17 protein-coding genes and 1 tRNA gene are annotated in these 22,568 nt (G+C 40.6%); 13 read left to right on the forward strand and 5 right to left on the reverse strand.

Features of this window, described 5'->3' with window-relative positions; all coding sequences use genetic code 11:
* Nucleotides 1-158: 158 nt before the first annotated feature.
* Nucleotides 159-590 (reverse strand): RrF2 family transcriptional regulator, encoded by a 432-nt coding sequence (locus MR041_RS03720; protein WP_242092242.1) that lies wholly within the window; start codon nucleotides 588-590, stop codon nucleotides 159-161.
* A 120-nt stretch (nucleotides 591-710) separates the two neighbouring features.
* Here MR041_RS03720 and MR041_RS03725 point away from each other — a divergent pair, with 120 nt between their 5' ends.
* The 9 genes from MR041_RS03725 (at nucleotide 711) to MR041_RS03765 (ending at nucleotide 9,650) form a co-directional block, all read left to right on the forward strand.
* Nucleotides 711-1,211 carry a c-type cytochrome gene (locus MR041_RS03725; protein ID WP_242092243.1) on the forward strand — a complete coding sequence of 167 codons (501 nt, stop codon included), beginning with the start codon at nucleotides 711-713 and terminating at the stop codon, nucleotides 1,209-1,211.
* 6 nt (nucleotides 1,212-1,217) lie between these two features.
* A complete protein-coding gene (locus tag MR041_RS03730) occupies nucleotides 1,218-1,787 on the forward strand; it encodes a fasciclin domain-containing protein (RefSeq protein ID WP_242092244.1) in 570 nt (189 codons plus the stop codon).
* 22 nt (nucleotides 1,788-1,809) lie between these two features.
* Nucleotides 1,810-3,780, forward strand: coding sequence for a Sec-dependent nitrous-oxide reductase (gene nosZ, locus MR041_RS03735; protein WP_242092245.1), 1,971 nt, complete (start codon nucleotides 1,810-1,812; stop codon nucleotides 3,778-3,780).
* A 110-nt stretch (nucleotides 3,781-3,890) separates the two neighbouring features.
* Nucleotides 3,891-4,490: a hypothetical protein gene (locus MR041_RS03740; protein ID WP_242092246.1), complete on the forward strand. Its 600-nt coding sequence runs from the start codon at nucleotides 3,891-3,893 to the stop codon at nucleotides 4,488-4,490.
* 20 nt (nucleotides 4,491-4,510) lie between these two features.
* Nucleotides 4,511-4,951 carry a nitrous oxide reductase accessory protein NosL gene (locus MR041_RS03745; protein ID WP_242092247.1) on the forward strand — a complete coding sequence of 147 codons (441 nt, stop codon included), beginning with the start codon at nucleotides 4,511-4,513 and terminating at the stop codon, nucleotides 4,949-4,951.
* Between the two features lie 162 nt (nucleotides 4,952-5,113).
* Nucleotides 5,114-6,352, forward strand: coding sequence for a nitrous oxide reductase family maturation protein NosD (locus MR041_RS03750; RefSeq protein ID WP_242092248.1), 1,239 nt, complete (start codon nucleotides 5,114-5,116; stop codon nucleotides 6,350-6,352).
* On the forward strand, nucleotides 6,352-7,074 hold the full coding sequence (locus tag MR041_RS03755; RefSeq protein WP_242092249.1) for an ABC transporter ATP-binding protein: 723 nt from the start codon (nucleotides 6,352-6,354) through the stop codon (nucleotides 7,072-7,074). The genes MR041_RS03750 and MR041_RS03755 overlap by 1 nt, the downstream gene beginning before the upstream one ends.
* On the forward strand, nucleotides 7,052-7,834 hold the full coding sequence (locus tag MR041_RS03760; RefSeq protein WP_242092250.1) for an ABC-2 transporter permease: 783 nt from the start codon (nucleotides 7,052-7,054) through the stop codon (nucleotides 7,832-7,834). The genes MR041_RS03755 and MR041_RS03760 overlap by 23 nt, the downstream gene beginning before the upstream one ends.
* Nucleotides 7,835-8,477: 643 nt before the next feature.
* Nucleotides 8,478-9,650, forward strand: coding sequence for an acetyltransferase domain-containing protein (locus tag MR041_RS03765; RefSeq protein WP_242092251.1), 1,173 nt, complete (start codon nucleotides 8,478-8,480; stop codon nucleotides 9,648-9,650).
* Nucleotides 9,651-9,792: 142 nt separating this feature from the next.
* On the opposite strand, the gene MR041_RS03770 is transcribed toward MR041_RS03765, so the two are convergent.
* The 3 genes from MR041_RS03770 to MR041_RS03780 all read right to left on the reverse strand — a co-directional run bounded on the left by MR041_RS03770 (nucleotide 9,793) and on the right by MR041_RS03780 (nucleotide 14,179).
* Nucleotides 9,793-12,174, reverse strand: coding sequence for a DUF2309 domain-containing protein (locus MR041_RS03770; protein ID WP_242092252.1), 2,382 nt, complete (start codon nucleotides 12,172-12,174; stop codon nucleotides 9,793-9,795).
* Between the two features lie 29 nt (nucleotides 12,175-12,203).
* Complete coding sequence (locus MR041_RS03775; RefSeq protein ID WP_242092253.1) at nucleotides 12,204-13,685, reverse strand: proton-conducting transporter transmembrane domain-containing protein; 1,482 nt, start codon at nucleotides 13,683-13,685, stop codon at nucleotides 12,204-12,206.
* A gap of 179 nt (nucleotides 13,686-13,864) precedes the next feature.
* Nucleotides 13,865-14,179 (reverse strand): hypothetical protein, encoded by a 315-nt coding sequence (locus tag MR041_RS03780; RefSeq protein WP_242092254.1) that lies wholly within the window; start codon nucleotides 14,177-14,179, stop codon nucleotides 13,865-13,867.
* 91 nt (nucleotides 14,180-14,270) lie between these two features.
* Between MR041_RS03780 and MR041_RS03785 the strand changes: the two genes are divergently transcribed.
* From MR041_RS03785 to MR041_RS03800, 4 genes are all read left to right on the forward strand, one after another.
* Complete coding sequence (locus tag MR041_RS03785) at nucleotides 14,271-15,194, forward strand: LysR family transcriptional regulator (protein ID WP_242092255.1); 924 nt, start codon at nucleotides 14,271-14,273, stop codon at nucleotides 15,192-15,194.
* A 243-nt stretch (nucleotides 15,195-15,437) separates the two neighbouring features.
* The gene (locus MR041_RS03790) at nucleotides 15,438-17,228 is read left to right on the forward strand and encodes a glycoside hydrolase family 9 protein (protein ID WP_242092256.1); all 1,791 of its coding nucleotides are present in this window, start codon (nucleotides 15,438-15,440) and stop codon (nucleotides 17,226-17,228) included.
* 216 nt (nucleotides 17,229-17,444) lie between these two features.
* A complete protein-coding gene (locus tag MR041_RS03795) occupies nucleotides 17,445-19,544 on the forward strand; it encodes an ATP-binding protein (RefSeq protein ID WP_242092257.1) in 2,100 nt (699 codons plus the stop codon).
* 208 nt (nucleotides 19,545-19,752) lie between these two features.
* A complete protein-coding gene (locus MR041_RS03800) occupies nucleotides 19,753-20,898 on the forward strand; it encodes an alpha/beta hydrolase (protein ID WP_242092258.1) in 1,146 nt (381 codons plus the stop codon).
* Nucleotides 20,899-22,341: 1,443 nt separating this feature from the next.
* On the opposite strand, the gene MR041_RS03805 is transcribed toward MR041_RS03800, so the two are convergent.
* Nucleotides 22,342-22,413 (reverse strand) — tRNA-Arg (locus MR041_RS03805).
* Nucleotides 22,414-22,568: the final 155 nt, after the last annotated feature.

The raw sequence follows: 22,568 nt of genomic DNA on the forward strand, positions 1-22,568 counted from the left end.
TCTATTTGGTCGTCTCAATAAGCTCAAGAAAAGGCTAAAAGGGGATCTCATTTTGGGAAGATAAACTGTGGTAAAATAAAAAAAGAGCGCCTTAATTCATTTTAAGTTTTTATTTAATAGTACCATTGGAGCCTAACTCATAAATAGGATTATAATCTTCAAAGAGGTAAATAGGACAATCCGGACTGAATTTCAATTGATAAATCTTCAAGCGTCTTTTCCTTTAAAGATTCAATGAGTTTTGATCGCATTGGACTTACTATATGATGCAGCGGACAGGGTTTGTATTCATTACAGCTCTCCAGGCTCAACAGGCAACTGTTCATTCTATAGGTCCCATCTATAGCATAAATGACATTTAAAACCGGCTGTTTGAGATTAGATTCAGTCAAATAAAACCCACCTTTCACTCCTCTCGTGGAGGATATAATCTCCTGTTTTGATAACTCTTGAAGGAGCTTAGCAATATAGGCCTTGGGTACATTGATGGGTTCTGCAATATCCTTAACCATTATTTTCCTTTCTTCTCCGGAATGCACAGCAAGAAACAATACCGCTTTTAACGCATACTTTACTGAGTTGGTAAACATATTTCTCCTTTAAAAAATTACTTCAAATATAAAAAAGATATTTTTGTCTTAAATATGATAATTATCATATTCTTATCCTACTTCAACCTTTAATTTTGACAAAACAAAAACTATTTAACTATGGCAAAAATACCTAAAATTATACTTCTATTCTTTATTGCTGTCCTCTTGGGGTGTGGGGGCAAGGAAGAAAAAAAGTCGGAATCCTTTTCTTATGAAAAAAAAGAAGTACAAAAAGAAACCCCTAAAAAAGCTGAAACCGTTCCAGCTTCAAAAAGAATTGATTTGACCAATAAAGGCCTCGGCCCTATTACTTCGGTTACACTTGCTTCAGATATAGATCATACTATGGCATCTCAAGGCGAAGAGGTGTTTAAAAAAATGTGTACTGCTTGTCATAGGCCCGACAAAAAATTCATTGGTCCGGCACCATTGGGGATACACGACCGCAGAACACCTGAATGGATAATGAATATGATCCTTAACCCCGATGAAATGGTACAAAAGGATCCGCTGGCTAAAGAACTATTGATGGAATTTAATGGATCTCCAATGGCCAATCAGAATCTCACAGAAGAGGAGGCCAGAGCTGTTTTAGAATACTTTAGAACTTTAAAATAACAGAATATGAAATTAATTAAACAACTACTATTTGTTCTTGTTCTGATCATCATGCTTTATGGATGCAAGAACAAAGACAATGCAATGACTTCAACCCCGACTTCAACAGAAGCGACATCAGAAGACAGAACTGGACAAGCTTTTATTCAGGACGACGAATCTACACCAAATTGTTTGCAGATAGCAATTGGTTCTCCGGATCATAAAACACTGGTTGCTGCCGTACAGGCAGCCCAGGTAGAAAATGCCCTGGTCAACGTTGGACCGCTAACCGTATTTGCTCCAACGGATGATGCGTTCGCAGCCTTGCCCGAAGGAACAGTAGAACATTTAATGCAACCTGAACAGAAGGAAGCCTTGGCCAATATCTTGAAATATCATGTTACACCCGGCAATTTGAGTACCACCATTTTAACCAAACTTCCAAAACTGGGACAAGCCAATAATCAATATGTACAAGTTGAAGTTATAGATGGCAAACCAGTTATTGGTGGTGCAAATATAATCGCCAGCGTACCTGCAGGCAATGGCATCGTACATGTCATCGACAAGGTTTTATTACCTCCAACCGAATAAGAAACTTAATAAATGAATCACAATGAAACATATTTTTAAATTAACCATTGCAGTCATAAGTGTTTGTGTGGCATTCACGAGCTGCAATAATTCAGGAAAATCAGATAAAAAATCCGGTGCCCTAGCCGGCAATGTTGCTGAAAAGGTATATGTGGCCCCAGGAGAACACGATGAGTTTTATGCCTTTATTTCAGGCGGTTTTAGCGGACAATTATCGGTTTACGGATTGCCATCGGGACGCCTGTTCAAGGTCATCCCCGTTTTTTCTCAAGATGCAGAGAAAGCATACGGATATAATGAAGAAACCAAGCCCATGCTAAATACATCTCACGGATTTGTCCCATGGGACGATTCGCACCACCCTGACATCTCTCAAAGCAATGGTGTCATTGATGGCCGGTGGGTTTTTATAAATGGCAACAATACACCGCGAATCGCAAAAATTGATTTATCGGTTTTCGAGACCACTGAAATTATTGAAATTCCGAATAGTGCCGGAAATCACAGTTCGTCCTTTGTTACTGAAAACACCGAATATGTCGTAGCCGGAACACGCTTTTCGGTTCCTGTTCCTCAAAGAGATATGGCCATTAAAGATTACAAAGGCAACTTTAAAGGGGCATTGACCTTTATTTCTGTTGACCCTGAACACGGACATATGGATATAAAGTTCCAATTGATTATGCCAGGTTTCGATTACGATTTATCGCATCCGGGTCGAGGAAAATCTCATGGATGGTTCTTCTTCTCAACGTATAATACCGAGGAAGCAAGCACGCTTATGGAGGTTAATGCGTCACAAAATGATAAAGATTTTATAGCTGCCGTGAACTGGAAAAAAATTGAAGACTACGTCAATAATGGAGGAGGTACGATGATGCCGGCAAACTATGCTCATAATGTCTATGACGAGCGCACACACGCAGCAACTTCTACAATGAAAAAAGAAGTACTTACCGTAAATCCTCTGGATGTACCCGGAGCCGTTTTTCTGATGCCAACACCTAAATCGCCTCATGGATGTGATGTCGATCCAACCGGTGAGTACATTGTTGGAAGTGGTAAGCTTTCTGCTAATTTAACCGTCCACTCTTTTACTAAGATGTTAAATGCCATAGAAAACGAGGAGTTTTCAGGTGATGCCTATGGAATTCCAATCATTAATTTCGAATCTTCACTTGCAGGGGTTGTTCAGCAGCCGGGCTTAGGGCCATTACATACTGAGTTTGACGATAAAGGCAATGCCTATACCACATTCTTTATTTCTTCCGAGGTGGTAAAATGGAAAGTAGGGACCTGGGAAGTTGTTGACAGACAACCTTGTTACTACTCCGTGGGACACCTAATGATTCCGGGAGGCAACTCACAAAAACCTTTTGGTAAGTATGTTGTCGCCATGAACAAAATTACCAAAGACCGTTATTTACCGACTGGTCCTGAAGTAACGCAATCTGCTCAACTCTATGACATTTCCGGAGATAAAATGGAACTATTATTAGATTTTCCAACAGTAGGTGAACCGCATTACGCTGCCGGATGTCCAGCAGATTTGATTAAACCGCGTTCAAGAAAGATCTTCAATTTAGAAGATAATGCGCATCCTTATGCTGCGAAAAGTGAAGCGGACACAAAAGTTGTACGCGACGGTAATATCGTCCATATTTATATGACCACCATACGAAGCCACTTCTCACCCGATAACATTGAAGGCATAAAAGTAGGAGACAAAGTATATTTTCACATTACCAATTTAGAGCAAGATTATGATGTTCCGCATGGGGCAAGCATTATTGGAGCGAATACATCCGAGATATTAATCATGCCGGGGCAAACTGAAACTTTTGTTTGGGAACCAAAACAGGAAGGTGTTTGGCCATTCTATTGCACCGATTTCTGTTCGGCTCTACACCAGGAGATGCAAGGTTATGTAAGGGTATCTGCTGCCAATGCAAATACGCCTTTAAAATGGTCTTTAGGAGAGGATATTGAATAAAAGATAGGTGAAAAATTTGTTTTAATGTTGTTTCCCTATTTAAAGGCGAGAGCGAAAAACACTCTCGCCTTAACCTATCACACTGAATGAACAATAAAAATGAAGACACAATGAAAAAGTCGAATATCATTATGCTTATTGCTGCAATACTTCCTTTAGGGCTATTCGTATTCCCCCTATGGAAAATTACTTTAGAGGCGCCTCAATATCCCACACCTCTGGGCATGTATATTCATATCAATGATTTTTCGGATGCCAATCCGCACGATATTAAAAACATAAACTTGATGAATCATTATGTTGGCATGAAATACATTCCTGAGGCCATCCCAGAATTCAAGATTTTTCCAATTGGCATCATAATAACATCAATCATTGGTTTAATTATTGCGTTTAAAGGAAACTATAAATGGTTCTTATTCTGGTTCATTCTCATGGTTGTATTAAGTAGCGCAGGACTCTACGATTTTTATCTTTGGGAACATGATTACGGTCATAACCTTGATCCAAAGGCCATAATGAAATTCACCAATCCTGACGGAAGTGTGATGGGATTTCAACCCCCGTTATTCGGCACAAAAGACATTTTAAATTTTACAGCACATTCATATCCAAGATTGGGTGCCTACTTTTTGGGAACAGGAATTTTTTCTTCACTTTTAGCTTACTTCATTGGGAAGAAAAAGAAAACAGCTATAAACATCTCGTAGCGCATACAATCATAAATACTATGGAAGCACTAAAATATAATTCGATATTAATAGTATTCATGCTGCTGTTCAATTGCAACGTGGGGCCTACAGCTATTAATTATGGTACTGATGGTTGTTATTACTGTAAAATGACCATTGTTGACAGGGTGCATGCTGCAGAAATTGTTTCAAAAAAAGGAAAGGTCTATAAATTTGATGCCACAGAGTGTATGGTTAATTTTTTGAGGGAATTTGAACCGTTAGAGATCGAACTTTTCCTGTCAAACAATTACACAACGCCAGAAACACTGATCGATGCTACAAAAGCCACGTTTCTAATAAGCGAAAATATTCCCAGCCCGATGGGTGCTTACCTATCTGCTTTTAAACATAAAAAAGATGCAGAAAGATTCAAAACCGAAAAAGGTGGTGTACTTTATACCTGGAATGAACTGCAAGCACATTTAAATAAAAACTAAATGTTCACTTGCTTATCCATTTAGCCTTATGAAATATATTCACATAGGGTCATTCATTGATCTGGTTTTGAAGCAGGCGCTCCAATCTATGAGGACTACAATGGAATTCAAATGAATGAAAATTTAACGGTTCAAGTTGGCGTTACATATAATGCAAGGTAAATGAAACATTATAGAATACATTATATTCTTTTAGCTTTAACGATATTGAGTGTTCGTGGGTACTCCCAGAACCTTCAAGTTTGTAACGGTTGCCACATTTCTTCCATAAAGCAAGCTATTGCAATGGCAAATGACCATGATAGCATTCTGGTAAAACAAGGAACCTATAAAGAATATGGTATTTTAGTCGACAAACCTGTGACGATTGTTGGAGAGAACTATCCCATTATTGATGGTGAGTTAAAAGGTGAGATTATAACTGTGGTTTCAGATTCAGTAACTGTTGAAGGTCTGCATATTATGAACGTAGGCACCAGTTATACTGAGGACTACGCTGCCATTCGCATAAAAAAAAGCAAGCATTTTGTCGTTGAAAATATGGTGTTGGAGAACTTATTCTTTGGTATATATCTGGAAAAATCCAACTTTGGTAAAATCGCCCATAACAAAATCATTGGTGACGCCATACAGGAATATAACTCCGGCAATGGTATTCAATTGTGGTACAGCAATTACGTCGACGTTGAGCACAATTACATAAAACAGGTTCGCGATGGGATTTATTTGGAATTTTCAGATCATTGTAAGATTAAAAACAACGTGAGCGAAGCTAATCTGAGATATGGACTGCATTTTATGTTTTCAAATCATGATCTTTACGAAGACAACACGTTTAGGAATAATGGAGCAGGTGTTGCCGTTATGTTTTCGAAGCACATAAAAATGTTCAATAATTCATTTAAAGAAAACTGGGGAACGGCGTCTTACGGAATGCTTCTAAAAGAAATCAATGATTCAGAAATTATTGGCAATTCATTTGAAGAAAACACTACAGGGATTCATATTGAGGGATCAAATAGAATTAGGTATCGCAACAACGACTTCGTAAAAAATGGCTGGGCTATCAAAGTTAGAGGGGCCTGCTATGACAATCAATTTTTAGAGAATAACTTTCTATATAATTCTTTCGACATTTCCTATAACAGTAATGTAAATGATAATCGTTTTGACAGAAATTATTGGAGTAACTATACGGGCTATGATCTTAACAAGGATGGCATCGGTGATGTGCCTCACAGACCGGTTAAACTTTTCTCTTACGTTGTAAATCGTACCCCGGAAACGATTATTCTTTTGAGAAGTTTGTTCATAGATATTATAGATTTTTCAGAAAAGGTTTCTCCGGTTTTTACGCCTGATAATCTGCTTGATAATAATCCATTAATTAAAAGATTATAATGATTCGTATTCAAAATCTACATAAATCCTTTGGCAAAAACCATGTGTTGAGTGGTGTTGATCTGGACATCACCGAGGGCGGTATATTTGCGATCCTCGGACCCAATGGCTCCGGAAAAACAACATTAATCAAGTCTATCCTAGGCATGGTTATCCCCGATAAAGGAACCATTTTGGTAGAAGGCGTTCCTACTAAAAACCGTTCACTCTATAGAAACAGAATCGACTATCTACCGCAAATAGCAAATTTTCCCGGTAATTTAAAGGTCTGTGAGCTCATTCGAATGATCAAGGATTTACGTGGTAAAGTCGCCTACGATTCCATCCTAATTGAAAAGTTTCAGTTAGCGCCCTATTTAGGCAAAAAATTGAGTACACTATCGGGAGGTACCAGGCAAAAGTTAAATATCGTTCTAACCTTTATGTTTGACAGTCCGCTTATTATTTTAGATGAACCAACAACAGGTTTGGATCCCATTTCACTAATTCAATTAAAACAACTGATTCATGGGGAAAAGAAAAAAGGAAAAACCATACTCATAACCTCTCATATCATGAGTTTTGTTGAAGAGGTTTCTGATGAAATTGTGTTTTTGCTTGAAGGTCAGGTATATTTCAAAGGAAGTATCAGCAGTTTGAAATCTAAAACCCAGCAGTTGGATTTTGAACATGCCATCGCATCAATTTTAAAAGACAATCATGCTCAAAATATTAAAATATAGCTTTTTTGATTTAATGCGCAGTCGTTGGAGTTACGTCTACTTCGCTTTTTATCTGTTACTCGGTGTTGTACTTCTTTTTTTGAACAATGACCTTTCAAAGGCCATTATAACCTTAATGAACATCATCATTATACTGGTGCCGTTAATCGGGACTGTTTTTGGCGTCATGTACTATTATAATTCCAAGGAATTCACTGAGCTTTTATTGGCACAGCCCCTTAAGCGTTCTTCCATTTTTTTAGGACAGTATCTGGGGGTTGCCTTATCGTTATCAATGAGTTTAATCCTTGGCTTGGGCATTCCTTTTGTAATCTATGGGTTATTTAAAAGTAATGCCATTTGGGATTTTTCATTGTTGCTCTTAATAGGCGGTTTTCTCTCATTAATATTCACCGCCCTGGCCTTTAATATAACTCTGAGCAACGATAATAAGATAAAAGGCGTTGGTTATGCCATCTTGTTATGGCTGTTCCTGGCCATAATTTATGATGGCATATTCTTGATGTCCTTAATTCTATTAGAAGCATACCCATTGGATAAACTGTCCTTGGCCGGCACCATGTTAAACCCTATTGATCTGTCCAGAATACTCATCTTGTTAAAACTGGATATTTCGGCCCTATTGGGATATACCGGCGCTGTATTTAAGCAATTTTTTGGAACCGGTCTTGGGCTGATCGTATCTTTCCTGATGCTGATTACCTGGGTGGCTGCGCCGTTAGCCAGAATTATATATGTCTGTAAACGAAAGGATTTCTAATCGTACGCCTTATTTTTTAGTACATCCTGCATGTCCATCAACTTCAACAAAACAACAATCCCTAAAGCAGATAGGGACTTCATAGAACCATTTAATACATTTCATTGTTGTCAATCTCGAATAAATCGGGACAGGACTATCATAACAAGAGTTGCCTGTTAAAATTAAAAATATGCTCTTATGCACCAGTGTTTGTAGACTTACAAAACATCTGTATAAAAAATCATGTCTTAATAAGGCGGCACTTTTTTAAATTATATTTTAAAAAAAAGAGCCACAACACATTGTGACTCTTAAAACATAAATTAGGTGTACTTGGGGCGTTCGTTCATGGAGAACATTTTCTTGGATGAAATTCTACTCCTGATTTGGGTGCTTTATTATAAAACAACCTACTTGGTAAAAACACTACCGGAATTCTTCAATTTTAGTTCATGTGTAAAATATATCGGATGTACTGTCAAAATTTTAATCTGACAAAATCTCCAAGGTCTTATCTACAGGCCCATTCTTATCTCAACCACCTGATACTAAAAATCTTCTAAAGGATTAAGTATTTTATTTACATTTACATTCGACCATATAACGTGAATGCCAAAGCGTCTTGTTTATTTCATCTTTGGCCGGTAATTGCGATAAGACTATGAATCGACCTAAAACAAAACGAATAGAATCCCTTGATATCCTTAAAGGCATGGTCATTATTTTCATGGCGCTCGATCATACCCGCGATTATTTCCATACCGATTCCTTTCTCTTCGATCCTGCCGATCCTGAAAAAAGCAACCTCCTCCTGTTCTTTACACGATGGATCACCCACTTCTGTGCCCCGGCATTTAGTTTTCTGGCCGGGATTTCAGCTTTTTTGGTGGGCAGAAGAAAAACACCCGCCCAGCTCTCCTCATTTCTTTTAAAAAGGGGCCTATGGTTGATCTTTATTGAATTCACCATTGTCTATTTTGGCTGGAGTTTCAATATTTCCTTTAGTTCTTTTGGACTACTGGTTATATGGTCCCTAGGCATCAGTATGATTGTTCTGGCTGCCATTGTACATCTGTCCATGAAACGAATTCTCATTTTGAGTCTGGTTATTATTTTTGGACATCATTTGCTAGATAACCTCCATTATAATGAGAACCTATTTTGGTCTATACTCCATGAGCGTAGCTATTTCACCCTGTTCGACAGTATAAAATTACGGGTGGTTTACCCCATTATTCCCTGGATAGGGGTCATGTCCCTAGGCTACTATTTTGGCAAATTCTACGATAGAACCATAAAGCCTGAATACCGACAACAACGCTTTACCATAATCGGTTTGGCCTGTATTGCCGGGTTTTTTATCTTGAGAGGTCTTAACCTCTATGGAAATTCAGATCCCTGGATGGCATTTGATAATGGAATACAAACCCTCATCTCCTTTATGGATCCCGATAAATATCCGCCATCCTTAACCTATTTATTGATGACCCTTGGCCCTTCCATTCTATTTCTGGGGACTTCAGAAAACCTCAAAGGTCGTTTGGTCAACTTCTGCACCACTTTTGGAAAGGTGCCTTTCTTCTTTTACATCGTCCATATCTATGCCATTCACCTGTTGGCAATCCTTTTAGCTGAATTCACGGACTTTGGTTATGAATCCATGATATTAAGCGGATTTGTTTCAACCAACTCGCAGCTGATCGGTTTTGGTGTTAACCTCGGGTGGGTTTATCTGATCTGGTTGAGCATTTTGTTAATGTTATACCCCATTTGCTTGAAGTTTGGCAATTATAAAATGAGTCATAAACACCACTGGTGGTTGAGTTATTTTTAATACCAACAAAGTTTAGCATTAGAAATGGCAAAACTGAATTATGAGGTATGTTATCATATATTGAAAAAGAAAACCTCAACCTAATTAGGCTTTCTTTTTATTGGTAATTAAAAGTCAATGACAACAGATCTATTTTTAATTCCTATACCAGGACATCCTCCGCTACCTCTTGAATGACCCTTTCTGTTTTTATTGATGGTGCATTATTCCCTTCGGAAAGTACGCTCCAGTTCATATTCTTCCAATATAATTCCATCCTGTCATTCTGAATGGGATCGACTACCATAAGATAGATCCATTCATTATCGATCAGGTTCTTAATATCCGAATTGTTCAAAATGATAGTGTTTACACGTTCACGTGGCGCAGCAATTACAACGGTTAATCTTAAGGGTTTGTGGTAGAGGGACTCGTCGGATAGATGGAGTGATTCCAATGGCAATCCCATTTTTAGATCGCCGCCATTGCCCTGAACCACCCCGAAGTTCCCGGTAATATTATGGATTATTTTAGATCCGCCACCGAACACCTCATTGTCAACTGAAGCGAAGTAGTATTGATTGTTAATCCATTGTGTCACCACCATGGGGCCCTTCATAATGGCTTCCAGCGCCGCTCCTGTGTTATCCATTTCCCAATCATAGGAATGCAGGAAGCATCGTCCATCCAGAGGGGTTTTCTTAGTTAAGTTTCTTGGCCCGATTATAAATGCTGCGTTTTTTGCCAGACCCCATTCCGGTCGTGTATCGCTCCAGTTATTGGCCTTTTTAAAGGCCAGCCTCACACTGTTTTTTTCAACCCCTAGACGTTCTTGGGTGGCAGTCTGCTGTGCTTTCAAAAAGTCCGCTTTAATCTTTTCAATTCGTTTTTTATGTGAGGCAGGTACCTGGGCATCAAATAGGTCCACTTCATCCGTTGTGGTATTGTGTTCCGCTCCGACAAAAATCGTCTGTTCCGGAATATGAATGCCATGAACATGGGCCAAAGCCTCTCTTACCACTTTCATGTTAGCCAATTTGGCCAGCATGCGAGCATTATGCCTTCCGGGGCTTGCTGCACAGGCGCCACAGTCCAAACTGGATCCATACGGATTATTGGCCGTGTGAGCCCGGTGACCCACAAACAAAACCACCGGCGCAAATTGATCCCATCCCATAAGATCGAATGCCGTTTTTACGATAGCCACCTTATCTTCAAGTGGTATCCCGCTATCCGGTTCAGAATGCTTATGAAGGTCAGGTTCACAAACCGCCTCTAAACTGCCCTTCCATTTTCTCTTATAAAGCAACCCGGGAATAGCTGTTCTTGCAATCATTGACAAGCCATAAAACAAACCGGATCCCTCAACATAACCAAAGGCTGAGGGCAGAATGTGCTTCATTCGCTTTAAGAAGTATTTGGAAAAGGTTTTCAGGTCCATGTACTTCTTGTAATCAGCCAGTTCAGTCTGTTTACCGGGCTGCCCTATTTCTACTGTTTTATAAGCAGAATCTAAAATAGGCGGACAAGATTTTCTGGAAATACCGTCATTTAAATTTTCATAATCCATTGCAATACCAAAGAACCCTGCATATCCAAAGGTTTCATAAGGGCCCTTGGCTTCTATATGTCTTCTGATGCACTCAGATCTGGTGTCAATACAGAACACCATTTGGGCAGCGGGCGCATTACGATCATCCACATTCTTGTCAATATGTCTAGATCCTTCTCGGACGATATCGGTTAATTTTTTTTGCCAGCTTTGTTCCCAGGCTTTTAGCCATGCATACTGAATCTTAAGTACAGACAGCTGATCATGCACTATCTTTGGCTCCGGCCGGATGGAAAGGTTCTGTTTTATGGTAATCCACAGTCGAACCGCCAAATACTCCGTCAGGTTGATAGGATACGCCTTTTGCCAGGCCGTATTGGCCTCGCTTCTGTAATTAATATACCCTACCCAACCCGGCAGTGCCGCTAACTGTGCAGTAAAGATGCTCAGATAATCCTCCTCTTTATACCTACTCAATGCCATTTCAATAGCCAATTCCGGGGATTCAGGTATATCATTCAGGGTTTTAAATCCCAGTTCCTGGTCATAAATAGCAAGTCGTCTCCACGCCCTGAAAAATCCCAATTCCCGATTGGGCATGTCCCATTCTGACAATCCCTCATCCAAAAATGCCGCCAGCCATTTGCTCGTAAGCTTATCAATACTTGAGGATTTCGGACTTATCTGAATGGCTTCAGAGGCCTCTAAAAATTCCAGGCTTTCCTCCGGAGTTCGTTTAGAACCCTGCTCACGCAATAATGTTCGAATGACATCTCGATTGATCTCGCCAGAATTCCAGGCGTCTTTATAGACAGAAGCCTTCGGAAAAACACGAGCGCCCAGGTTTTCTGATGCTTGTTTTACGGCTTTTTCAAAATGTGAGCCTTCATAACCCGATAAGGGGTTTGATGTTACAAAAGCGTAAAGAGGCCAGGTCTTGCCTACCGCTTTCGAGGCTTCTAAGATCGTATCATGTAATTGTCGGTGATTCATAATGTTCTGTTTTTAATGACTAACCTATTCTAATTTAAAATGGTCCTCTTGTTGGGTTGGGTTATATTAAGGAGTTTCACGTAAAGCCAGGGTACCCGGCGATAAACGCCAAGTTTCATAATAAAGAACCCCATAAGAAAAACAAGCCCAAACAGTATTTGCACACCGGAAAGAGGCAGAGCTGCTGTTTCTATGGCTGTTTTGGTCAGAATCAATGTTATGCCATTAAATAACATCGCATAAATGACAATCCCACTAAAAAATAATAGCGGCGGGATGACTATTTTTTGGAATAATGAAAATACCCGCTGTTTTACAATATTGTATGTCATTTGCCCCACAGTTATAGCTACAATGAGTGTTAAAAACACGCTACTGTCTAAAGCCTGGCCTTTGCCTGTTAAGGTGGTAAACAGAAGTGCTCCGAGAACACCGTAAACCAGGACTAACAATCCTTGAGGCACATTGATTCTTATTTCGGGTGCCCGTTTCGGTTCGGATAATGCAATACTTTCTCCTGCCGAGAGAAACAAGTAAGCCTTATAAAAACCGTGAAGGATAAGATGCACGATGGCCGCGTTAAAAAAGCCCAATCCGCATTGCATGATCATAAATCCCATTTGAGCAATGGTGGAACAGGCTAATTTCTGTTTGACATGCACCTGTAACAATTTGGCAAACTGTGCTATTATCGCCGTCAGACCTCCGATAAGGAACAACAGATCGAAGGTCCCTGAGGCTAGTATCAATACAGAAAACAGGGTCAACAAGATACCACCACCATTAACAAAACCGGCATGCATCAGAGCAGAGGCTGGTGTTGGTGCCGTCATGGCGGAAAGGAGCCAGCGATGGAAAGGAAATACGGCAGACTGGATGATGGCGGCCAAAACAATACACAGGGCTGCAAGCACATTGATATAACCAGGCAGGTCCTCAATAGCTGATAACAGCCCCGCTAAGGTAAACTCCCCTGCATGAAACGCCATTAACAACAGACCAAAGGTTAAACATAAAGTGCTCGCTAAAAAATACCTTCTGGTAAACTTAGCAGCCTGTACAGCATCATTCCAATCGGATTTAATGCCTATCAACTGCGCCATAAACAGTCCCATTGCCAGCCAGCTTAGTATTAAGGGTACAACATGATTTGAGAAGACCAAAAGCATGACCGAAATGGTAAACCCGAAAGCGTATCCTATAAATACACCCTGTCTTTTAAAGCCTCTGAGATAGTCCTCAGAGTAACTGCTAATAAGAGCGCTAAAAAAGGTAACCACCACCCAGATGAGTAAAGTGAAGGCATCAAATCTAAAGTAATCCCCGAAAAGGTATGTGTCATTTTCAGGTGTGAATAGAAGCAGCCATATCACAAATACAAAGCAGGTTATCCATAGTAAACCAGAATGCATTTTATTAACTAATCCAGCATATGCATCCGTACCCGAGATTTCCTCCTGTTGGTGTGGTTCTAAGACATGCGGTAAAGAGCGATTCATCAACTGTTTCATATCGGTTTATTTTGAGGCCCTGAGTCTTCCAATAAATACCAGAACGAGAATAAACGCACAAACCAGGAGTTTGTTAAAAAATACAGCATCCAGGGAAAAGGCAGACCAAGTGAAAAAGATTAAGGTGATTAAACCTATAATTGGTAATAATAATAGTTTATACATATTCATAGTTTTAATTATACTTCTTCTGCTAATGAAATTTCCAGGTGTCCATTAATCCTCAACATGCCACCCATGGCCCGTACTTTATTGATAAATTCCTTGGCTACTATTTTTTCATTCTGAAGCTCCTCGATTCGACTGTTGAGTTCTGTGGTTTCACAGTGGTGATTTCCTTCCCAGATCTTTAACCTGTGGATTTTGTGAAAATTGATCTTTTCATCGATTAAAGCACTGACGACATCGCTAGCCTCTGAAGGCGTAAACGCTCCATCCACTAACTTGATTTTTTGTTCAACTTGTTCTAATTGTTCTAATACTTGTGTTTCCATAATTTATTGTTTTAAAAATTCGGCACAAAGTTTATAACTTTTTTCCATATATTTTTATTTATATTTGTTATGCTTTATATAAAATTTATTTATGAATTATACTTTGCATCAACTTCAGATATTTCTGAAAATAGCGCAACTGGAGAGTATCACTAAAGCAGCGGAAGAGCTTCATCTCACCCAACCTGCCGTATCCATCCAACTCAGGAATTTTCAGGATCAGTTTGCCATTCCGCTTACAGAGGTTGTCGGTAGAAAGCTTTATATCACGCATTTTGGAAAGGAAATTGCCGGTATTGCGCAAAAAATTATTGACGAAGTGCATACCATAAATTATAGGACCTTAGCCTTTCAAGGCATGTTATCCGGACGGTTAAAACTATCCATTGCCTCTACCGGGAAATACGTGATGCCCTATTTTCTTTCCGATTTTATGAGACAACACAGCGCACTGGAATTGAACATGGATGTTACGAACAAACTCAAGGTTGTTGAAGACCTGGAAAACAATACTACGGACTTAGCTTTGGTCTCCGTCCTACCTGAGAAACTGGATGTCCATAACATCGAGCTCATGGAAAACAGACTTTTTTTTGTAGGCAGTTCGAAATTACAATTTGAAAAAAAATATACGACAAAAGCACTGTTTGAACGCTTTCCTCTCATTTACAGAGAACATGGTTCGGCCACTCGAAATGCTATGGAGGCCTTTATTAACAAAAGTGACTTTTCCGGATTGAAAAAAATCGAACTCACCTCGAACGAGGCGGTCAAACAGGCCGTCATATCCGGTTTAGGCTGCTCTATTATGCCCTTAATCGGTTTAAGGAATGAAATGATGAACGGTGATCTGCAAATCATTCCCGTTAAAGGCTTACCCATTAGAACAACATGGAATTTGATCTGGTTGAAATCCAAAAAACTGTCGCCTGCCGCCTTAGCCTACCTCGATTATATTACAGCTCAGAAACATACCATAATAAAGGACAAATTTTCCTGGATCAACAAGTATTGATTCAATTTTAAAAAAGACCATTCCGTCGCATAAATACAACTTTAAAATGGCTAAAAATGGTCCTGAAAAAGGTTGAGAACGCGGTAAATGTATAAAGATGGTCTATCATTTAACGCTTCATCTGACCTGCAGATACGGGAATCCCTAACTTCTTTCTGTTCTTCAATCTTATGCCGTAAATTAGGTGTTGATCCCCTCGTTATTTCCCGTCCAATTGATTAGTTTTATATAAACATATGCGGTATGAGACCTTTGATTCAACTATTTCGAATTATAATCCTAATTGCATTAGCCCTTGTAACACATCACATTCAGGCAGCATCCGATATGGAAATCAGGGTGAATCTGAGAGGCTACCCAAGCCACATGCCCAAAACCGCTCTCCTGTTGAGTAAAAGCGCCTTGGAAGCTCCCACCTTAATCCTGATGGATGCGACAGGCACCATGCGCGGCACCTATAAGGGGGTTCTGCATAGCACCCACTGGTATCCATTTTCGCATTACTATACTTTTGACTTTTCAGATTTTCAGGATGAAGGATCCTATTACTTTCAACTTAAAGGCAGTGGCATCACCAGTCATAATTTTATTATCGGTCCCTATCCGAAGTGGCAGGAAGATGTCGTTGGGTTTATCAGAACCCAGCGCTGCGGTTTCAACCCTTACACAGGGGCGTTTTGTCATCAAAAAGACGGACTCAGTTTTTATGGTAAACGACCGGATAGCACCCGCATTGATGCTACCGGCGGATGGCATGATGCCGGCGACCAATTAAAATATTTAATAACCGGGAGCAATACGACGGCCCGACTGCTCATGGCCTTTCAAATGAAACCCGATCAGTTTAAGGATGAGTACAATGCCAAAGGGCTGATTGGGGCGAACGATCTGCCCGATATTCTGGATGAAGCCCGCTGGGGCCTGGAATGGCTGTTGAAATTACATCCCGCCCCGGATGAGTTATACCACCAGGTTGCTGACGACAGGGACCACCGGGGGTTTAAACTGCCTCATGAAGACAATGCCGACTATGGGTGGGGGGCCAATAGTTTTCGGCCCGTTTATTACGCCACGGGACAACCCCAGGGGCTTTCTGAATATCAAAGCCAGGCAACGGGAATTGCCAATTTGGCCGGGCGCTCTGCTGCCACACTTGCGCTTGGCTATGAGGTGTTTAGTACATTCGAAGCGCACAAAGGATTTGCCGATGAGTGCCTCAAAGCGGCACATGAGCTCTATGCCATGGGAAGAAGGCAGGAAGGCTTCCAGCAAGGGAACAGTTACGGCGCGCCCTACCGCTATGAAGAAAATACCTGGGCTGATGATATGGAATGGGCCGCTGCCTTACTCTACAGGATTACCAAAAAAAAACCATTTCTCGACGCGGCCAGAGCCTATGCCAAAAGGATTGGAACCTGGTCCTGGATGGAACGCGATACCGCCCGTCACTATGAGATGTATCCTTTTGTGAATATGGGACATTATGCCCTATGGCAGTCCGGGACTTCAAATGATAAAAAGGAGGCCATTGCCTATTATGAACACAATTTAGAGCAAATTGAGAAGAGCGCCGCAGAGAATCCCTATGGTGTCGGTCATTTATTTATATGGTGTTCCAATAATCTGGCGGCTGCCGTCGCTACTCAGGCCATGCTCTATGAAGACATGACCGGTTCGAAAAAATACCGTACGCTGATGCAAAACCATATGAACTGGCTTTTGGGGCTGAACCCCTGGAATTCGAGCATGATTACGGAAATTCCCGAAAATGCAGATACACCGGTGGATGTGCACATGCCATTCTGGAAGATAAAAAAAGAAGCCATAAAAGGGAGCCTGGTGGATGGTCCGATCTGGACATCCATACTCGACAACATGATCGGTATTGAGTTGTCCGCCCCGGATGAATATGCCCATTTGCAACCCCAACATATAAAATACCATGACGACTGGGCTGACTACAGCACCAATGAACCCACCTTGGACGGTTCGGCTGAATTGCTTTTAATTTTAACCGCATTGAGCAAGGACTAAAATTGCACTTGTCATTCTCTTATTGCTCTCCCATAATACATCTCACCGCTGCAGATGGTATTACTCTTCGTGGTGCTAAGCTCAGATCCGGAACCTAAGGGACTGATATTAATCATTGCCAAAAAAAACAGTCTCCAGTATTTTTAGAGCCTGAGTCTCTAAAACTGTTTTACCATCAAAGCAATTGAACATCTGTTACAGAAACTAAATAAAGGATTGACCCAATATGTTTATCAATCTGATGATACTTCGGATAACATTATCCTGAAAATAACATGGCTTTTACTCAATATAGGCGGTCTCCTGTTCTTGTTGCCCTTTACCTTTATCTATGGTTTCACCTCAGGACCAGTGGTGTTTGTCATGAACATCATTTTTTGTCTGGGTCTGATGATACCCCTGATGATCTTTCATTTCCATAGAAGAAACATTGAATCATTTGCATTTGCAACCCAACTCATCCTGGTTGTAATGACGTCCATAAAGGTCTACCTAATGGGTGGACTGCTTAACGTGGGTACGCCTGTTTATGTGGGACTAATGGCCCCTATATATGCACTTACACTTCCCAATAAAAAAAGAGCTGTCTTTATTTTTATCTTTTTCATAGTGTCCCTGATCATAGCTACCTTACTTAATCCTCATGGCCCTGACGATCATCTTTTTGCCCACTATTTTGTCGGATTACTTATTTTTTCGTCCTTCACCTTCTTTACGCTCTACTATTATACGACCCAATTACAGAGGATCAAAGCACAAGAAAAAAAACGGGTAAAGGATCTGGATGAGCTAAGGACTAAATTTTACACCCATATCACCCATGAATTCCGAACGCCTGTTAATATCATTGCCGGTATGGTAGATCAGATGAAGAAGAACCCTTCCAAATGGCTCAATGAAGGTCATAGTATCGTGAAACGAAACAGTAGAAATCTCATCAGCCTTACGGATAAATTGCTTGACCTTTCAAAATTAAAGGCCGGCTCCATGCCATTGAACTTTATCCAGGATGACATTGTATTGTATATTGAATATCTTGTCGAGTCCTTCCACTCCCTCGCCGCAGTAAAACATATAAAACTCTCCTTTTCTGCTGAACCGAAAACCATCCGGATGGATTTCGATCCGGACAAAATTCATGATATCATTTACAATTTAATCTCCAATGCCATTAAATTCACTCCCGACAGGGGTTCCGTAAAAATAGGTCTCACAAGAATTGAAGACTATAGCTTCGTGTTAAAGGTTAAAGATACCGGTATCGGCATTCCCAAGGATCAATTGCATCGCATTTTTGACCCCTATTTCCAGGCTAAAAACCATCTTGAAACCCTTAAGGAAGGTTCCGGTTTAGGCCTTTCGTTAACCAGGGAAATCGTGAAACTCCTTGACGGGACCATACAGGTCAACAGCATCTACAACAAAGGATCCCTGTTCACCGTTACCCTGCCCATTACCAATAGGGCGCCCATAGCACAACTTCCATTGCCGCCCAAAGCATCACATGATGGCTCGGTCATGTTGCATACCCCGGCGGTTGAAAGGCAGGACACTAACCAACTTACTTTGCTTATTGTTGAAGATAATACTGATGTTATACGCTATCTCCAGTCCCTGCTGGCCCCTTACTATCACCTGGAAGTAGCAGGAAATGGATTTGAAGGGCTGAACAGAAGCCTGGAGATCATTCCGGATCTCATTATAAGCGATGTTATGATGCCGGTTATGGACGGGTTCACCATGTGTAAAAAGTTAAAGGAAAACATCAGAACAAGTCACATCCCCATCGTGCTTTTAACAGCTCGGGTGGATTCCGATTCGCGTAATGAAGGCCTTAAGTGCGGTGCCGACGCGTACTTGAATAAACCCTTTAATCAGGAAGAACTATTCATAAGAATAAATAAGCTCATCGCTTTGAGACATCAGCTTCAACTGCGCTACCGATCGGTACATCAGGAACAGCTCAGTTCGGATACTATGGTACGTTCAGACAGATGCAAAGAAGACCAGTTCATACATGAGGTCCATACCATTCTAAAGGCCCATTTAGCTGATGAAGAATTTGGGATTAAAGCCTTATGTCGATCTCTGGGGATGAGCCGAGCCCAATTATACCGCAAATTTTCCGCTCTTACAAACACTACCGTATACTGTTACCTGCGTACCCTAAGACTAAAAAAAGCCAGAGAACTGCTTCTCACCACCAATCGCAATGTCACTGAAGTGGCCTACGATACCGGTTTTAAAAACCTCTCCCATTTCAGTAGGACCTTTGCCAAAGAATTTGGTCATGCCCCCAGTAAGACCAAAATCTGAAATGGTGGCTTTAATAGTGTTCATTTGCATTACATTCTGAGACGTTCAGGCAAACATTTGATACTTAAAAACAAGCCCTTACGGGAAAAGAGAATTAATTTTCCAATTGAAAATCAATTAGGTTCAGGTCAGGGCCCTTGGGTATAAACCTATATACCTCTGTCTTCTGAACCGGTGAATATTACAATAAACTTAAAACTAGTGTCTCATGAAAAATTTCAGATTTATTTACACATTAATGGCGGCCCTACTGGTCTTCTGGAACTGCGAAGTTGACCCATTAGAATCCAATTCCCAGGACCTTTCAGCCTCCAAACACGATACTGAAGCTGTCCATAAAAGTAAACTTCAGAATAGAGTATTTATAAGTGAAGCGCTTACACATAATGCGCTAGGTAATACCAACGTCAGAAAATTACAGATTTACACACCACCCGGTTATGATAAGCACGGCGATCGCATGTATCCCGTTGTTTATTTACTCCATGGTGAACCATTTTCCGAAAAAACATTTATCGATATGAAGACCTGGGATGAAACCATAAACCCCAACGGTTATTTTAAAGAGTATCCCGATTTTCCCGAGCAAGGATTCAAAGCCTGGGTTGATGATCTTATTGATTCCGGGGCCATGGAACCCATGATTATTGTTATGCCCAATTCCGACAGTGAGGCAGGTTACAGGTTCAGTTTTTATTCCAATTCCATATTAAATGGCAATTTTGAGGATTATATTGTTCAGGATGTGGTCCGTTATATGGACGAACACTATAACACCATATCCAATGCCTCAGGACGAGCCTTAATTGGCTATTCTCAAGGAGGATATGCAGCATTCAAATATGGTTTGAAGCACGCCGATATCTTTGGCACCGTTGCCAGTCATAGCGGATTATTACTCGTCGATGCCGTTCTCTCCCTTGGTGAGGTTGTCATCGCAGAAAACCCTGATGGATTTACCGGTCCCGATCCCACGAAATTCTTAACCTCCGCGGGATATGCCATGAGTGCTGCCTGGTCGCCCAATCTCGAGAATCCACCATTCTTTGTCGATTTACCTTTTGAATGGCCTTACCCGGAGCCACTTCCCGAAGTCGCTGCCAGATGGTACGAACATGACGTGTTTACTTTGTTGGACTCCCATGTTAACGCCTTTAAATCATTGAAAGGGATCTATTTCGACGTGGGTATTTACGATGAACTCGGTATTCAGGAGGCCTATCCCTATATCATAGCCAAATTGGATTACTATGGTATTGACTATACCTATAAAACCTTTAAAGGTGGCCATTTCAATAAAACCTTCGAACGGTTAGCCGAATCACTGGCCTTCTGTTCCAATGCGATGCAATAGAATAAGAATACCTTCATAAAACCGTCATCTAATGACGGTTTTTTTATGCGCACGGATTCCCGGTTAGCATTCGGCATGGCTGCTAGAGCATTATTTGCCGAGGGTTCTTCAATGAGACACTTTTTTAACAAACCCAAAAGGCATTCTTTTTGATACGGCTAAACTGTAAAATCCCTGATTATCCTTTGGAATCATTAGTGTTTACAGGGCCTGAGAAGCATGCGCAAGAAATGGACATTTCTTGCTTACGTTTCCTCCAATTCATGCCGATGTTTTCTAAGTTTCCTAAGCATGAAATTTTGGATCCACAGCCAGGGCTTTTTCCTAAAAATCCAGGCAGGTTTTCCTGCTTATTACAGGTTTGTGTTTTTTTAATCAAACTTCACGTCACACTTTATGCCAACTCGACGGCTCGCTCCTTTGCTAAATACATCCGCAGGATGTATTTTGAACACTTGGACTTGTTCATTTTTTTGCTTGTCCAACCCTTCGACTGCCTGTCGGCCGGTAGGCGGGCGCTCAGGGCAATATCATACCGAGGAAAGTTATGTATCCTTTACAAAGCGTAAACCATAATGGTTGTCATTCCTGCCTTTCGACTATGGCTCAAGATAAACTACAGCAGGAATCCATTAATAAATATGGCCTGCCCAATTACTACAAGTTTAATCGGTAAAATGCAATCAAAATTCATAAAATCGAATAATAATATTTAAATGAAAAAAGTGGATTATGCCATAGGATGTATTTTGAACACTTGGACTTGTTCATTTTTTTGCTTGTCCAAAAAAACTGAACCTAAAAAAAGGACACCAATAGTAGGAATTTCACCTACGGTGAACCAAGCTCAAAACTTGGCGTCGCTTCGCTCCTGGATTTCCAAGCTTTTGAGCTTCTATTCTTACTATTGGAGAAGTACATTGCAGTTTTGAATTTTCTTGTCATTCCTGCCTTTCGACTATGGCTCAAGATAAACTACAGCAGGAATCTATACAGAGCTTATTCTTCTAACCAAGAAATACTTTTTTCAAACTCCCCTTTCTCCCGGGCCAAGCGTAAAGAAACAGTCTGGTAGACTGTTTTAGCGCAGGCACTAGGTGGCGCCAAGGTAGGGGAGGTGGATCCCTCCCAAATACTTGGGATCGGGGGATGAAGGGTTTTGGATAATAGGATGCTATGTTTAATTGTTCTTTTTACCATTGCCGTAAAAAGAACCAAAAAGGTCTAGTCCTTATAGCTTCGGCGGTCAATTCAAATTTTGAAGACTAAAATCAATGAACTCCTCCCAAAGGTCGTCAAACAGCATTGATTTTGACGTCTTTTGCAATTGATTGACACTCGCCTGCCAGCTATTATGGACTTATCGGACTAAAGAGGGAAGCAAATAATATTAATAAGTCTTGTTCCTACCTAGGGCTCGGGACTATTCCCTGCCCGCCTTCGTGGCTCTACCAGGACTCGAACCTGGATCTAGAGTTTAGGAAACTCCTATTCTATCCCTTGAACTATAGAGCCGTAAATTGCCACAGGCAGGCCACAAACATAATAAACTTGGATAACATAAAAAAGCCTAAAACCACTGCGCGAATGACTTATAATGCTTAAACGAGAAGCAGATATTCCTAAATCAGACCCTGAGTCATTACTTATCACCCATTTTTGTAAATCTT

It is taken from the genome of Aestuariivivens sediminicola (assembly GCF_022662015.1).
Lineage (GTDB): Bacteria > Bacteroidota > Bacteroidia > Flavobacteriales > Flavobacteriaceae > Aestuariivivens > Aestuariivivens sediminicola.